This is a genomic window from Bacillus sp. F19 (genome assembly GCA_023823795.1).
GTDB lineage: Bacteria > Bacillota > Bacilli > Bacillales > Bacillaceae > Bacillus_P.
In genome coordinates this window covers 1,114,176-1,129,440 of sequence record CP085710.1, presented here as the reverse complement: position 1 = coordinate 1,129,440, position 15,265 = coordinate 1,114,176, and the positions used below count along the sequence as shown (strand labels likewise).

Genomic DNA, 15,265 nt, shown 5'->3' with positions numbered 1-15,265 from the left:
CCTTTTATGAGTTTTTTCTCATCTGCTGTAACCTTTCATGCTTGTTTCATAATAGGCTATGGGAGATGGTGTTTAGAAAGGGGTTTCTACTATGAATGTTTGCGTGATTGGCGCTGGCTATGTTGGCTTAACAACTGCAGCAGTTCTCTCAGATCTTGGTCATCACGTTACATGCATCGATCAAGACACTGATAAGATTGCATCGTTGCAGAACGGCTCTATTCCAATTTTTGAACCTGATTTAGAAGATTGCGTCCAGAAAAATAAAAGCAGGCTCCGCTTTACTGACGATCTTTCATCAGGCATAAGCAATGCAGAAATCATTATTATGGCAGTAGGAACACCGTCCCTACCGGATGGCAGCTCTAATTTAAGCTTTCTATATAAAGCGATGATTGATGTGACGGACCATCTCGCTTCCTATAAAATAATCATAATAAAAAGTACAGTTCCTCCGGGCACCAATGCCGCAATCCTGGAATTGCTGAAAGAAAAAGGATATCAGGCTTCCCTATTTGATCTTGTTTCAAATCCGGAATTTTTGAGGGAAGGATCAGCTCTTCATGATATGAAGTTTCCTGATCGGATTGTTTATGGCTTAGCGGAAGAAAACGAGGATTTACTTGATAAATTAAATGAACTCTATAAAGGAATTGAAGCGCCCGTCATCGTAACAAATTATGCTGGAGCAGAATTGATTAAATATGCTTCTAATGCATTTTTAGCTGCTAAAATCAGTTTTATCAATGAAATCGCCCGAGTTTGTGAACTTTTTGGCGCGGATGTAACACATGTAGCTAAAGGGATCGGCCTGGATGCGAGAATTGGCCATTCTTTTTTGCAGGCAGGTATTGGGTACGGAGGCTCCTGTTTTCCAAAAGACTTAAAAGCGTTAAGCTTTACTGCTAAAGATAACGGGCTGCAGCCGCTCATACTGGATGCTGTTCAATCTGTGAATGCCACACAAATCAACGTCTATTTTGAGAAAATAAAAACCATGTTTCCGGCTCTGTCCTCTATGAAAATTGCCGTTCTTGGCATTGCTTTTAAACCAAATACAAATGATATCCGGGAATCCCCAGCTGTTGCATTCATTAAAAAACTCCATGAATATGGATGTACAGTGTCTGCTTATGATCCCAAAGCAGCTTTGCCAAAAGAGCTCAGTATGGTTGAGCAGACTGAGACTCCTTATGAAGCTATACTGGATGCAGATCTAATTGTTGTCGCAACGGATTGGAAGCAAATCATCGGCCTCGACTGGAAGCAGGTACGGCGTATTATGAAAGGCAGATCTGTGATCGATGCAAGAAATTGTCTTAATCCTGTTCTCATCAGGAAAGCTGACTTAGATTATATTGGAGTTGGCCGCCTATGAGAATCATTGTGACAGGATGCGCTGGATTTATTGGCTCTCATTTATGCGAAAAGCTGCTGGAACAAGAAGAAAATACAGTTATCGGGATCGATTGTTTTATCGGTCCCACACCAGGCTCTTTGAAAGATTTAAACGCATTTAATCTGCTGCCGCATCCTCGCTTTAAGCTGATTAAAGAATCAATCATGAATATTGACTGTGCCGGCCTCCTGAAAAAAGCAGATATCGTCTATCACCTTGCAGGTATTCCTGGAGTAAGAGCAAGCTGGGGAAAGGACTTTTTTCCTTATACTGAAAATAATATCCTTGCTACACAGCGTTTATTGGAGGCTGCTAAGTCTGTAAGTCTCAAAAAGTTCATCTATGCTTCCACCTCTTCTATTTATGGATACAAACATGGAATGGTCCCTGAGGATACCATGCCCGATCCGCTCTCGCCTTATGGGGTAACAAAGCTTGCAGGCGAGCATTTATGCTCCGTTTATCATCAGAACTTTGATGTTCCTGTTACGATTTTGCGCTATTTTACCGTGTATGGTCCAAGACAGCGGCCAGACATGGCCTTTCACCGCTTCTTTAAACAAATTTTAACGGATCAGCCGCTCACTTTATTTGGCGACGGCACTCAATCCCGTGATTTTACGTACATTGATGATTGCGTTAAGGGAACAGCCGCTGTCATGAACGCAGAGAATACCATCGGAAAAATTTTTAACATCGGCGGAAAGGAAAGAGCAGCCATTCATGAAATCATAACTGAAATTGAAAAAATTGCAGGCAAGAAAGCTGTCATTCGGTATTTAGATGCAGCTACCGGAGAACCGAAGCACACTCATGCAGATATCTCTCACGCAGCGAAGGTATTAGGCTATTCACCTGATATTTCCCTTCGCGAAGGGCTTATAAAAGAATTTGACTATATGAAGGTCATTTTAAAAGGAGAATCGCCATGAATCTCGCCTTTATCTGCACGGAAAAACTGCCCGCACCAGCTGTGAAAGGAGGTGCCATTCAGCTTATGCTGGACGGCATCTCCCCTTATTTCAGCCAAAAGTACAGCGTCACAATTTATTCGATTACAGACCCTCTTCTCCCTGCTGAGAATACTGAAAATGGCATTGCATATATTCGTTTTCCAAGGTCATCCTTTCATGAGGAGGCAGCACATAATCTAAAGGGAAAATCGTTTACACATATTCATGTTTTTAATCGCCCGAACGAAATTTGGAGATATAAACAGGCTTCCCCGGACAGCAAACTGATTCTCAGCCTGCATAACGATATGTTCTCAACGAGAAAACTAAAACCCAATCAGGCATTGACAGCCATTAAAGACTGCGATGCAATCACAACAGTGAGTGAATACATTAAACGCACTGTCACCGTCCGCTATCCAGAGGCAGAAGAAAAAACTCATGTAGTATACTCTGGTGTTGATTTTTCAAAGTTTTATCCCAGCGGGTCTCCTGAAGGCATCAAAATTAAGGATTTATGGAGGAAGAAATACGGACTGCAAAATAAAAAAGTGATCCTTTTTATCGGAAGATTAAGCCGGACTAAAGGACCCCATATTTTAATAAGAGCAATGGAGGAAGTCATTAAAGAGCACCCTGACGCCGTTTTAGTCATTGTCGGAGGAAAATGGTTCAGTGAAAATGGAATAAATGAATATGTTCAGTACTTATACGATGAATCAGAGCCTTTAAATAAACATATCCTTTTTACAAAATATATACCTTCTGAAGAAATACCAAATGTACTTCTCATGGGAGATATGCTCGTATGCAGCTCGCAGTGGCATGAACCTTTGGCGAGAATTCATTACGAGGCCATGGCAGCCGGGCTGCCGATTATCACCACTGATCGCGGGGGAAATGCAGAAGTAATCATCAATGGTATGAATGGCTATGTGATCAAAGAGTATGATCAGCCAGAGGCATTTGCAGCACACATCTCAGACTTCCTTGCGAACAGCACTCTTTCTGCAGTTCTAGGGACAAATGGACGGCACTATGCTGAAAAGAATTTTTCTTTTTTTAAGACAGCAAGAAAATTGGAACAAATATATATTAACGCTTAAAAGAACCGGCTAAATGCTGGTTCTTTTAATTTTTGGCATTCTGGTTCGGCCAATATTAAAAAAAGATATCAGCAAGCTGATATCAAACTACTAACCTTCAATCTAAAAACAAAACTTTGTTTTTACGCGCTGAAGGCCCTGATTTTGATTTTCTTCTTGATGAGGTAAAGCGAAGACCCGATTGTTCTTGATCGGTTATTGGCTGTTCAAAAGCAGACAGCTTCTGAGTTACTTCAGCCTTTAGACTCGCTGCAGGGATCATTTCTTCTTCATTAGCAGCAGATTCCTGAACTGCTGTCTCAGGAATCTCAGCTGCAGGTTCAGATACAATCAGCTGGTCTTTTCCTTTTTTCTTTGATGAAGGCTTTTTCTCTTTTTTCACCTTAACAGCTTTCACCTCAGCTGCTTCAGATAAAGCAGCTGCAGGTTCTTCTGCTGCCTCTTGCAGCTCTTGGGTTAAAGATTGGACGGTCTCATGCATTACTTCGTTTATTGGCTCAACACCCATAATTGCTTCTTGAGGCTTCCGTTTTTTTAATGGCAATTCAATTAGCTCTACATTTCCAGTCGCAGGCTCTGCATGCCGTATTTTATACTTTGACAAGAAAGTCTCTGGATCTTCAAGCATCGATTCATATTCAGCTGAGCTCCATCCCATCGGACCAGGAGGAGAAAATGAAAAGTTCACTAGTTCCACTTTTGGAATTTCACTGAATTCAGAGTGATTTGTACTCATCTTGCTCACCCTCCTTTATGCTTTAATTTTTGAAAATAACCCATCGAAATCAGTTAAAAATTCATGCTTTGACTGCTCAACAGAAATAATGTTCTGCAGGGCCCATTTATATTTCTCATCTGACCAGGATGTTTTTTGACCGAGGAAATACTTATGAACGATCGAACAGTATAAATGAGGAAACTTCAAATCTGTCCATAAAACCCTGTACTGTTCTTTCGTAAGTGGATTCGTCTTGTCATACGTTCTTAATAACTCAATGACAAGCTCAGTATCCCAGACTGACATTTTTTTCAAAACTTTATTTAAAATCACTCTCAAATCCCTGGATGGCAAATCATTTGTAATGGAATGCAGTTCTTTCATTGCAAGGCCCTCTTCGGTCTCAATAAAACGGGCAAGCGTAAAGTCCTGCTGACAAAACATTCTGGATTCTAAGCATTCAAGAGACCATTGCTTATAATGGCCTTCATCGAGTTCCGCAAGGGCCTGCTGGCCTCGCAGAATCATTTCATCAATTGATTCAATCACCATTTTTGAGAAGGGATCCTGCAGCCACGTTTGTTCTGCATCAGGTTCGATGACCGCCGGAGCTGGAAGATTGTTTTCTTTATCCGATTTTATAGCGAGCATTTTATTTCCTTCAAGTTCCTGCAGCTTCCATCTGAATAACTTATGCCATTTTCCCAGGCGGCTTCTTTTTTTGCTCATTTCATCCGGCATATAGCCAGCTGAAGTTTGATGAAATTTCCCAATGAACTCCATGATCTGGAGCATTTGTCTTTTATCATAATAGAGAACTTCTTTTCCTTCTTGCAGATCATACAGGACATATGCTGAATTATCAGCACCGACACAGATTGCGCCTGCTTTTGTACGGTGTATGCCTGCAATCGGCAGACCATTGTCCTGCAAATGCTCATGTCCTTCTGCAATCAGCAGCATCCTTGCAGGCTTCATGATTACTCTCTTTAAAATTTTCACACCCTGACCCGTCTCTACTTTCCAAGTCGTACGCCCGCTTTTGTTGGTTAAAAGGGTTATCGACTGCACATCAAAAGGGTACAAGTTTAGGATATTCATTTGGAGCTCATATTTGTTTAGTTCTGTATCCAAGATGTTTCACCCTCTCTATCTTCCATTTTCATAAACTCTAAGTAAATTCCCGGCTACTGTGTTCCAGCTGAATTCACGCTCTGCTTTTGATCTTCCGTATCTTCCCATTTCATTACGCTTTCCAGAGCTGTCAAGCAGGGAGTTTATCGCTTCAGCATAAGCAAATGGATCTTCAAAATTTTTGATAACCTTACCATTTCTGCCTTCATCAATGACTTCAGGATTTCCTCCGCGGTTGCTCGTAATGATTGGAAGTCCGCAGGCCATTGCTTCGTAATGAACACGTGCAAGCGGTTCCTGCCATTGTGATGAACATACAAAAATATCTGACATGGCATATAGAGTTGGAATGTTTTTCGGCTGAACGAACTGAATGAATTGAACATTTTCAGGATACATGGCGCCGAGTTTATATAAATGACTGACATAGTTGTTGACTTCATTGTCGCCAAACCATTTCGATCCGATGAAAACCATAACAGTATCAGGATGTTTTTCAAGGATCTTAGGCATTGCCTGCAGGAGGATATGAGGTCCCTTTACTTTACTTAAACGACCTACAAATAAAATAACTTTCTGATTATTCAGATTTAATTCAGAACGCACTCTTTCTTTGAGCCTTCTGCCTTCCTGCGTCCAGTCGGGAAAATAAGTCTGCAGGTCTACACCTGAATAAACGGTTCTTACCTTCCCTTTTGCCTCAGGGAATCTGTCTGTAATGGTACGGCCAATATAATCGCTGACTGTTACGATTTGAGCGACAGCTGCAATACAGGCTCTGCCCTCTTCATCCGTCATTTTTTCAACCGCGAACATCTCATTGTGAACACTTAAAATCCATTTCGTATTCGGCGACTGGGCATGCAGGGCAGGAATCCAGGCTGGTCTGTTGCACAGGTGAACCACATCGTACTTTGTGTTCTTTAAATGCTCCCCGAGAAAAGACTGATATTCGCTTTGTGCAAAACGTATATAATGAACACCATTTCTCGTTTCTTTTTCAGGTAGATCTGGATGCTGAATTGAAAGGATTGTCACTTCATGTTTTTGTGCAATAAGAGGGGCGATGGAATCCAGATAGATCTGGATAGCTCCTCCTTTAATTGCGGGAACAGGGAGTTTTTCAGTCGCTATTAATGCAATTTTCATACGTTACCTCCATTCGTCTAGTAAGCCCTTATCTTAAAATACGAAAAAACAGGGAGTATGTGCTTTTCTTCATGTAACATTTTCAAAAAAGGCGATTTGATTATTTTTTAATCTTTTTTCAGACGGCGGCATTTATCCTAGGACAAAAAACAACCTTTTCTCATAATCTATGAAGTAAAAGGATGGGATGGTGACCATATTGAAAGAAAACGCAAACACAGGATCCTTGGGCTTCTCAGAAAAGGATACGGAAACTAAAAAAACAGCTGCAGAAAGTGCTCCCAATCAAGCAGCTGAACCAGCCGTACTTAGATCGGCGAGGCGCAGGAAAAGTAATACAAAAAGGAAATCGATGAAATCAAATGTTTCGTTTGATTTTGGTTCTAAAACTGGAGTAGAAGTGATGAAGAAAAAAGCACCTGAAGAAACAGCAGAAGATGTAAATGAAATGGAAAAGACGGAGAAAGTAGTGAAACCCGCTGCTGAGCTTAACACAAAGAAGGAGAAAAAGAAAAAAAAACCGATGTCTCCAGAGGCAAAAGCTAGAAAAGAAAGACAAAAAAAGGCTGATAATTTTATCGCGCCTAGACCTGAAAAAACCCTAAAAGAAGCTAAAATAAAAAAAGAAGATAGCAATGAAGAAGAAGAGACATATGTTCTCTCTCCTGAAGAGGAAGCCAAACTTGTTAAGCTTGCGGAATACATTATTCAGAGCTGGGACGTTCAGGTTGACCGGATTGAAGTCATTCAAGGCGGGCAAATGGCACTCGTATGGAAAATTCACACGAGCAATGGACCGGTTTGTTTAAAGCGGATACACCGTCCTGAGAAGAAAGCATTATTCTCCATTAATGCACAGAATTACTTAGCCGAAAAAGGCGGCAGAGTACCTGGAATCATCCGTAATGTACACAACGATCTCTTTACAAAACAAGGTCCTTTTCTATTCGTTCTTTATGACTGGATTGAAGGCGGCGTATTTGATTTAGCAGTGGATCCGGATCTGGAAGTGGTTATGAAAGGACTGGCGGAGTTTCATCTTTGGTCTGAAGGTTATCATCCGCCAGAAGGCATTCCTGTGTTTAAAAAGCTCGGACGCTGGCAAAATCACTATATTAAAAGATGTCAGCAAATGGAGTCATGGAAAATTATCGCCCAAAATACTCCAGATAACCCGTTCTCTCAATTGTATCTGCAGGAAATTGACTATTTCATCGAACAGGGGCGCCAAACCCTTGACCGCCTGATGAATTCAAAGTATGTCCCTTGGATTGAAGAACAGTCTGCAAATCCAACCCTTTGCCATCAGGATTATGGCGCAGGAAATACTGTGCTCGGGAATGACGGCAAGATTTGGGTCATCGACTTAGATACGGTCTCTTATGATCTTCCTATCCGCGACCTGCGAAAAATGATTATACCTTTACTTGATACAACAGGAGTGTGGGATGAAGCAAGATTCCAATTAATGATGAATGCTTATGAAAGTGTCAATCCTTTAACGTCTGAACAAAAAGAAGTGATGTATATCGATATGCTATTCCCTTATGAAATGTATGATATTGCACGGGAAAAGTTTGTCAGAAAAACAGATATGTTCCCAGAGGAGCTTGCTCAGGCTTTCCAGTATGAAAGAATCAAAGAAGCCCATTTAAACAGCTTAATTAATTCATAATGCCAATCAAAAGATGATTTCAGCTGCTGGCTGCTGGCTGCTGTCATCTTTTTTTATTATTTGAAAAAGACCAAACCATGTTGAGTTAAACCATCTAAGTACAAATCCATATCATTCAAGTTATTCATTATTTTAATACTAAATGAATACATTCGTAAGAGACTTAAATAATGTGAGGTGTATGAAAATGAAAAATCAGGAATCTTTCTCCTCAGTTAAAACCTATATTCCTTTTCACAGCCAATTCGATCCCTGTCCGCCGATCGGCAAAAAATACTACTCGACTCCCCCAAACTTATATCTGGGATTTCAGCCGCCCAATCTTCCTCAATTCTCCCCATATGAAGCCTTAAAAAAAGGTACATTATGGCCTGTTTTTTATGATTATTATGAAAATCCATATAAAAAAGGAGGAAGCTAAAGATGGCTAAAACACTTCCGCCCGAATACTATCAGAAGTTAGAGGAAATCCAGGCGGTTGATTTTGTTCTTGTCGAACTAACCTTATATTTAGACACGCATCCTGATGATGCTCAGGCTATCTCCCAATATAACCAGTATGCACAATATTGCAGACAAATCAAACAAACGTTCGAAGCCCAATTTGGACCTCTCAGTCAAGGAAGTCCTAATCCTTCAGGTGAATACTGGACATGGAAAAGCGGTCCATGGCCATGGCAAGTATGACGAAAGGAGAGGATCAGAATGTGGACATATGATAAAAAGCTGCAATACCCTGTAAGAGTCAGTACATGCAACCCTACTTTGGCCAAATTTTTAATTGAACAATATGGAGGAGCGGACGGAGAGCTTGCTGCTGCATTGCGTTATTTGAATCAGCGCTATTCCATTCCTGATAAAGTCGTCGGACTTCTTACAGATATTGGAACGGAAGAATTCGCCCATCTTGAAATGATTGCGACAATGATTTATAAATTAACAAAAGATGCAACCCCCCAGCAATTGAAAGAAGCTGGTATTGGAGATCATTACGTAATCCATGACAGCGCATTGTTTTACCAAAATGCTGCTGGAGTTCCTTTTACTGCTTCATATATACAGGCAAAAGGAGATCCTATTGCTGATTTATACGAAGATATTGCAGCAGAAGAAAAAGCCCGTGCTACCTATCAATGGATTATTGATATGTCTGATGATCCTGATTTAAATGATTCTCTCAGATTTCTAAGGGAACGGGAAATCGTGCATTCTCAGAGGTTTAGAGAAGCCGTAGAAATTTTAAAAGAAGAAAGAGACAGAAAAAAGATCTTTTGAGAACAAAAAAGAACCACGGAAAACCCGTGGTTCTTTCAGACTGTCGACAAATCCCCCCTTTTTGGGGGATTTGTCGGCAGTTTTTTTATATAATGAAAATAGAACAATACAGAGGTGATTTGGATGTTGTCTAAAAATAATCAAATGAATCGCGATCAACTAGAAATGATTACACTTGAACAGTTGGTGCCGGAAGATCACTTAGTCCGTAAAATTGAACAAGCTCTCGATTTTTCTTTCATCTATCCATTAGTAGAGAAAGTCTATTCCGCAGATCGAGGTCGTCCAAGTATTGATCCGGTCATATTGATTAAAATGACCTTCATCCAATACCTTTTCGGTATTCGATCCATGAGAAGAACCATTGAAGAGATTGAAACCAACTTAGCCTACCGTTGGTTTTGGGTTTTGGTTTTCATGACAAGGTGCCCCACTTCTCAACATTCGGTAAAACTATGAACGGCGCTTTAAGGATACAGATCTGTTTGAGCAGATATTTTACCGCATCTTAAAAGAGGCGATTGATAAGAAACTGGTCAATGGAGAACAGGTATTTATTGATTCAACTCACGTAAAGGCTAGTGCTAATAAACGAAAGTATCAGAAAAGATCGTACGAAAAGAAACGAAATCATATGAGGAAAGGCTCCAAAACGAACTCAATCTAGACCGCGAAGAAAACGGAAAAAGCCTTTTCCCCAGATAAATTTGAACCGGAAGAGAAAGTGATTAAAGAAAGTACGACGGATCCGGAAAGTGGCTATTACGTAAAAGATGAAAGAACAAAACAGTTCGCTTACTCATTTCACACAGCCTCTGACGAAAAGGATTTGTTCTGGGGACAATCGTTACGCCTGGTAACGTGCACGACAGTGCAATATTCGAGCCTCTACTTGATCAAGTAACTGAGCTTCACAAGAAACCTGTTGCTGTTGCTGCCGATGCTGCTTACAAGAACCCTGCTCTTGCTCACTATTTGAACGAAAAAGAAATTCGTCCGGTTTTTCCTTATACACGGCCAAAAACAAAAGATGGATTTTTCAAGAAAAGTGATTATGTGTATGACGAACATTTTGATTGTTACATATGCCCGCACGATCAAGTGCTTCCTTACAGAACTACTACGAAAAAAGGATACAGACAATACTCTTCCGATCCGAAGGTTTGTGAAAATTGCCCATTCCTAAGCCAATGTACGGAGAGCCAAAATCATCAGAAATTGATTGAAAGGCATCTCTGGCAAGAATACTTAGATGAAGCTGAACACCTTCGTCATACAGAAGAGAACAAAACAATTTATGCAAAACGCAAAGAAACGATAGAGCGTGTCTTTGCAGATGCAAAAGAAAAGCATGGTATGCGTTGGACAACGTTGAGAGGACTCAAAAAATTGTCCATGCAGGCGATGCTTACTTTTGCTGCCATGAACTTGAAAAAGTTGGCATCCTGGACATGGAAGCCAGCGAAAGCGGTATAAAAATAGTCAACGAATAGGCCTACAAACATCAAATTAGCCCCAGAAATGACAAAAAGCATTCGGATAGAGTTCATCCGAATGCCTTTTGTCTACAATCTGAAAGAACCACGGAAAACCCGTGGTTCTTTTATAAATCTTTTAAAGTGATAGCCTGAATCTCGTTTAACGGAATCTTCTCTCCATTAATCAAAACACACTCATCTTTATATTCTGTTACTTTTCCAATATGAGTCTTTACATTTGTACTGATGCTGCAATTTAAACTGGAGAGTCTCTCAGGTAAATTTAGAAGCAGCTCAATTTTCTCTTTATTTGTAAGATCGTTAAACGAGTGCAGAGGCTTTGTCAGCCTTTTTTCTTTCAGCATAGCAGATTCAGCTTTCACTTCCTCGCTCAATACTGGCTCTTCAGGTACCGCTGCTGTTTCTGCCGGCAGATCTTTTCTTAAGACATATGTTTTTTGCATAGATGTTAAAACAGGTTCCAATTCCGGCTGAACGATATACAGCAGCGGAGGATTTTTAACAGATTGATGCTTTTTCACAGACTTCCCTCCTCATGTTCATGATCTACAAAGAAGTATATGCGGGGAGATCAGTTTTATGATGAGTGTGTTAAAGTGATACTTTCATAAATTTGCTGACGTCTTTGAATCCCATTTGTTCATACAGTTTCATCGCTTTTTGGTTATGTGCATACACATTCAGCCTAACATCGCTGTACCCGTTTTTTTTGAATTCTTTTATTGCTTCCTCCATCAATAACTTGGAGTATCCCTTGCCTCTGTATGGCACTTTTACATATAGATCATTAATCCAGCCAATTTCATCTCCCGTTAAGAAATCGAATGCTTTATCAATCATAATCCAGCCAAGCATTGTGCTGCCGTCCATCAAGCAAACAAAATAAGCCTGATATTTTGCGGAATATTCATAGGCTTCAATCATCTTTTCCTTATTATCGTCTGAAACGTGATTGGTTGCTTCCCTGCGGTTTTCTCCTGCTAATTCGTAAATTTCTTCTAATTCGTCTGAAGCTGCCAGTTTAAATGTTAACCCCATAATTGGTCACTGTCCTTTTTTATCATCCGCAGCCTGAGCTTCCAATGCTTTTTTTAAACGCTGAAGATGATCTCCGTCTTCTTTTTTCATAATCTTCACAAATACCGGCTTAATGAGTTTCATTGTGAATTTTTTCGCATTGATTTCACATTCAAAACGGATTGTCGTCTGATTGCCTGATGCAGAAAACGTGTAATGATAGATGGCTTCCATCCCTTTCATTTCACTTTTAACTGAGTACTTTGCACTCTGAACATACTCAATAAATTCAATAACCGCTGAAGCCTCTCTTCCCCTTATTTCACGGGTTTCTCTGTATTTCGTGCCTGCTTGAACAGGTCCATCCGTCAGCTTCACTACTTTCGTCACATTTTGCATAAACAGAGGGGCATTTTCAACGTCAGCGGAAAATTTGAATACTTGGTCAAGCGGTGCATTTACAGTGACTTGATCTTGAAATTCACTCATGCAATAATCAATCCTCCTTATGATTATGATTTATTCCTTATCCACATTTTATCAGACTAGGAGACGCCGCATAGACAAGCAATCACTTATTTGTTTCAGGAATAAAAAAACTGCCTCATTAAAGAGATTATCGGGTTGGTAGTTGATTCCTTTAAACACGCTCTTTCCTGGATTTTTGGGAATCATACCGAGCCTTTGAGTCCTATAAACACGCTCTTTCCTGGATTTGGGGAATCATACAGGGACTTTGAGTCCTCTAAACACGCTCTATTCTGGATTTGGGGAATCATACAGGGCCTTTGAGTCCTTTAAACACTCTCTATTCTGGATTTGGGGAATCATACAGGGCCTTTGAGTCCTCTAAACACTCTCTATCCTGGATTTGGGGAATCATACAGGGCCTTTGAGTTCTCTAATCACCCTCTATCCTGGATTTGGAGAATCATACAGGGCCTTTGAGTCCTCTAAACACGCTCTTTCCTGTATTTAGGAAATCATAGCTTGCCAATACTCGCCCCAAACAACAAAAAAACGGGCAAAAATTGCTGTGCAATTCATTACCCGTTTTCTTCTGTATTTTGTTATCTCCATTAAAATTAAAGAGAATGGAGGCTTTGATTAACCTAAAATATGATATCCGGAGTCTACATGTAGATTTTCTCCAGTCATCCCTCTTGCAAGGTCACTGAACAAGAAAAGTGCTGTATCCCCAACTTCTTCCGGAGTTGTTGTACGGCGCAGCGGCGCGCGTTCTTCGATATCTTTCAGAATGGAGTTAAAATCGCTGATTCCTTTAGCAGAAAGCGTACGGATTGGGCCGGCAGAAATTGAATTCACGCGAATGCCGTCTTTTCCTAAATCGCTTGCCAAGTATCTCACACTTGCATCAAGTGATGCCTTTGCCACTCCCATAACGTTGTAATTAGGAAGGACTCTTTCTCCGCCAAGATATGTGAGTGTCACAATGCTTCCGCCCTCTGTCATCAAGCCTCTTGCAGCTTTTGCCACAGCTGTCAGTGAATAAGAGCTGATATTGTGAGCAAGCAAAAATCCGTCGCGGGTTGTATTCATGTATTCTCCGCTCAATTCTTCCTTATGTGCAAACGCGATGCAATGTGCAATTCCATGAATAACGCCTACTTCATTTTTAATCGCTTCAAAACAAGTGTCAATTTCAGCATCATTTGTTACATCACAAGGAAGGACAATCGAATCATTGCGATCAAGCGTTTCAACTAAATCGCGCACTGATTTTTCAAGGCGTTCACCTGCATATGTAAAAATAAGACGTGCTCCTGCCGTATGAAGAGAACGGGCAATTCCCCAGGCAATGCTTCGTTTGTTTGCGACGCCCATTACGACTACATTGCGTCCAGCTAATGATAAATTCATTTGGAATCCTCCTAATTAATACATGTTATTAGTACCTGGTTATAAGTATAGCATGCTATTTGCTGTTTTTCTAGACCGCTGCTGGATTTCATGAATGAACCTGGATCATTACAGCAAATTAAAAGAGCATTTTAAGTCCTGTCAAAACGATTCCGATGAAAAATCCGCACACTGCACCGTTCACACGGATCCACTGTAAGTCTTTCCCTACATTATTTTCTATCATATCAATTAATTTCTCATCATCAAGCTTGTTTAAATTCTCTTCGACCAGTTTACCGATTTTCGAATGATTTTTTTCAATAAAAAGAGTAATTTGTTCCTGTATTTTGTTCTCGATTGCATCTGTTTTTTCTTTATCAGCACTTATTTTTCCGATTAATTGATCAGCAAAAGGCATAAGATGATCATCCATAAATGAACCTTCTTCAATGATGGCTAAAGCTTTTACTTGCGTTTTCTTTAAGATTGTCATCAGATTTTCTGAAGGGTCCCACTCTAAAATCAACCGGTCTATTTCCTCTAATAAAGCATGATTTTCCTGAATGCCGAGCAATTCTTTTCGAACGCGGCCAAGGATGGCCTGACGATATTCACTCTCAGGATTTCGCAACCCCCCAATAACATTCAGGATAATATCCTGAAGAATCTTTCCGAGTTTTTCTTCATTTACAATATTCCGGAAGGATTTTATGGCAAATTGCAAAAAACCATCAGCTTGTCCATTATCAATGGCCTTCATCGCAAATCTGCCAAACTCCTCCCGTTGATCACGCCTTGATGCCCATTCCTCTAATTTTGAAAGGAAATAATCCAGGCTCTTTTCATCATATTTCCGTTCAAGAACCTGATGAATGAGAGCTTTAAGCATCTTTAATACTTCATCTGACGTTAAATAACCTTTCAGCTGCTTCTGAATAAGGGGAGCAAGCTTTCCCAAATCAGCACTTTCAATCATTTGGATAATGAACGATTTCATTGTTTTTTTGAAAGAATCGGAATGTACCTCTTTTTCAAGAATAGGCAGCAGCTTTTCTGTCAGATTTATTTGTGATAATTTCGTTTGAATGCTTTCTTTTGACAGCCAGTCATTTTCGATTGTGTTAACAAGTGCCCTAATCATCCTGTTTCGATTTTTAGGCAGTAACGCGGTGTGAGGGATAGGCAAGCCGAATGGGTGTCTGAACAAAGCTGTAACAGCAAACCAGTCTGCTAATCCGCCGACAAGCCCAGCTTCAAATCCTCCCTGCATAAATTCTCCAGCGACAGTTCCCTGAAAAGGGATCGCTGCAGCAAACCCTGTTCCCATGACAGCAAGTGATATTCCGGCTAAATTCTTTGATTTATTAGACACATAATCTACCTTCAATCTATATAAAATAATGGTAATTCCATGCTAGTCTAAAATCAGAAAGAAATCCAATAAATCTATGTCCTTTTACAGAAAAAACTGGCCAAA

Annotated in this window: 15 protein-coding genes and 1 pseudogene; 8 read left to right on the top strand and 8 right to left on the bottom strand. The window is 40.3% G+C overall.

Going from position 1 to position 15,265, the window contains the following annotated elements:
* Window positions 1-91: 91 nt before the first annotated feature.
* The 3 genes from LIT25_05730 to LIT25_05720 are packed head-to-tail and all read left to right on the top strand — an operon-like array spanning window position 92 to window position 3,458.
* Window positions 92-1,378: a UDP-glucose/GDP-mannose dehydrogenase family protein gene (locus tag LIT25_05730; GenBank protein USK34850.1), complete on the top strand. Its 1,287-nt coding sequence runs from the start codon at window positions 92-94 to the stop codon at window positions 1,376-1,378.
* Window positions 1,375-2,331, top strand: coding sequence for an NAD-dependent epimerase/dehydratase family protein (locus tag LIT25_05725; protein ID USK34849.1), 957 nt, complete (start codon window positions 1,375-1,377; stop codon window positions 2,329-2,331). Before LIT25_05730 ends, LIT25_05725 begins: the two co-directional genes overlap by 4 nt.
* Window positions 2,328-3,458, top strand: a complete 1,131-nt coding sequence (locus LIT25_05720) for a glycosyltransferase family 4 protein (protein ID USK34848.1) — start codon at window positions 2,328-2,330, stop codon at window positions 3,456-3,458. Before LIT25_05725 ends, LIT25_05720 begins: the two co-directional genes overlap by 4 nt.
* A 97-nt stretch (window positions 3,459-3,555) precedes the next feature.
* Here the strand turns inward: LIT25_05720 and LIT25_05715 are convergent, their stop codons facing one another.
* The 3 genes from LIT25_05715 to LIT25_05705 are packed head-to-tail and all read right to left on the bottom strand — an operon-like array spanning window position 3,556 to window position 6,459.
* Complete coding sequence (locus tag LIT25_05715; GenBank protein USK34847.1) at window positions 3,556-4,194, bottom strand: hypothetical protein; 639 nt, start codon at window positions 4,192-4,194, stop codon at window positions 3,556-3,558.
* Between the two features lie 15 nt (window positions 4,195-4,209).
* Window positions 4,210-5,310 (bottom strand): CotS family spore coat protein, encoded by a 1,101-nt coding sequence (locus LIT25_05710; protein USK34846.1) that lies wholly within the window; start codon window positions 5,308-5,310, stop codon window positions 4,210-4,212.
* Window positions 5,311-5,325: 15 nt separating this feature from the next.
* Entirely contained in the window at window positions 5,326-6,459 is a 1,134-nt protein-coding gene (locus tag LIT25_05705; protein USK34845.1) for a glycosyltransferase family 4 protein, read from the bottom strand.
* 616 nt (window positions 6,460-7,075) lie between these two features.
* Here LIT25_05705 and LIT25_05700 point away from each other — a divergent pair.
* The 5 genes and pseudogenes from LIT25_05700 (at window position 7,076) to LIT25_05680 (ending at window position 10,885) form a co-directional block, all read left to right on the top strand.
* On the top strand, window positions 7,076-8,134 hold the full coding sequence (locus tag LIT25_05700; protein USK36175.1) for a CotS family spore coat protein: 1,059 nt from the start codon (window positions 7,076-7,078) through the stop codon (window positions 8,132-8,134).
* A gap of 187 nt (window positions 8,135-8,321) precedes the next feature.
* The gene (locus tag LIT25_05695) at window positions 8,322-8,555 is read left to right on the top strand and encodes a spore coat associated protein CotJA (protein ID USK34844.1); all 234 of its coding nucleotides are present in this window, start codon (window positions 8,322-8,324) and stop codon (window positions 8,553-8,555) included.
* Window positions 8,556-8,557: 2 nt separating this feature from the next.
* Window positions 8,558-8,821, top strand: coding sequence for a spore coat protein CotJB (locus LIT25_05690; protein USK34843.1), 264 nt, complete (start codon window positions 8,558-8,560; stop codon window positions 8,819-8,821).
* A gap of 18 nt (window positions 8,822-8,839) precedes the next feature.
* Complete coding sequence (locus LIT25_05685; protein ID USK34842.1) at window positions 8,840-9,409, top strand: manganese catalase family protein; 570 nt, start codon at window positions 8,840-8,842, stop codon at window positions 9,407-9,409.
* A gap of 123 nt (window positions 9,410-9,532) precedes the next feature.
* A pseudogene (locus tag LIT25_05680) lies at window positions 9,533-10,885 on the top strand (IS1182 family transposase).
* 127 nt (window positions 10,886-11,012) lie between these two features.
* On the opposite strand, the gene LIT25_05675 reads toward LIT25_05680, so the two are convergent.
* From LIT25_05675 to LIT25_05655, 5 genes are all read right to left on the bottom strand, one after another.
* Window positions 11,013-11,429 carry a spore coat CotO family protein gene (locus LIT25_05675; protein ID USK34841.1) on the bottom strand — a complete coding sequence of 139 codons (417 nt, stop codon included), beginning with the start codon at window positions 11,427-11,429 and terminating at the stop codon, window positions 11,013-11,015.
* A gap of 70 nt (window positions 11,430-11,499) precedes the next feature.
* The gene (locus LIT25_05670) at window positions 11,500-11,946 is read right to left on the bottom strand and encodes a GNAT family N-acetyltransferase (GenBank protein USK34840.1); all 447 of its coding nucleotides are present in this window, start codon (window positions 11,944-11,946) and stop codon (window positions 11,500-11,502) included.
* Window positions 11,947-11,952: 6 nt separating this feature from the next.
* Window positions 11,953-12,414, bottom strand: coding sequence for an SRPBCC family protein (locus LIT25_05665; GenBank protein USK34839.1), 462 nt, complete (start codon window positions 12,412-12,414; stop codon window positions 11,953-11,955).
* A 618-nt stretch (window positions 12,415-13,032) separates the two neighbouring features.
* Complete coding sequence (gene fabI / locus LIT25_05660) at window positions 13,033-13,806, bottom strand: enoyl-ACP reductase FabI (GenBank protein USK34838.1); 774 nt, start codon at window positions 13,804-13,806, stop codon at window positions 13,033-13,035.
* 118 nt (window positions 13,807-13,924) lie between these two features.
* Window positions 13,925-15,160, bottom strand: coding sequence for a DUF445 domain-containing protein (locus LIT25_05655; GenBank protein ID USK34837.1), 1,236 nt, complete (start codon window positions 15,158-15,160; stop codon window positions 13,925-13,927).
* Window positions 15,161-15,265: the final 105 nt, after the last annotated feature.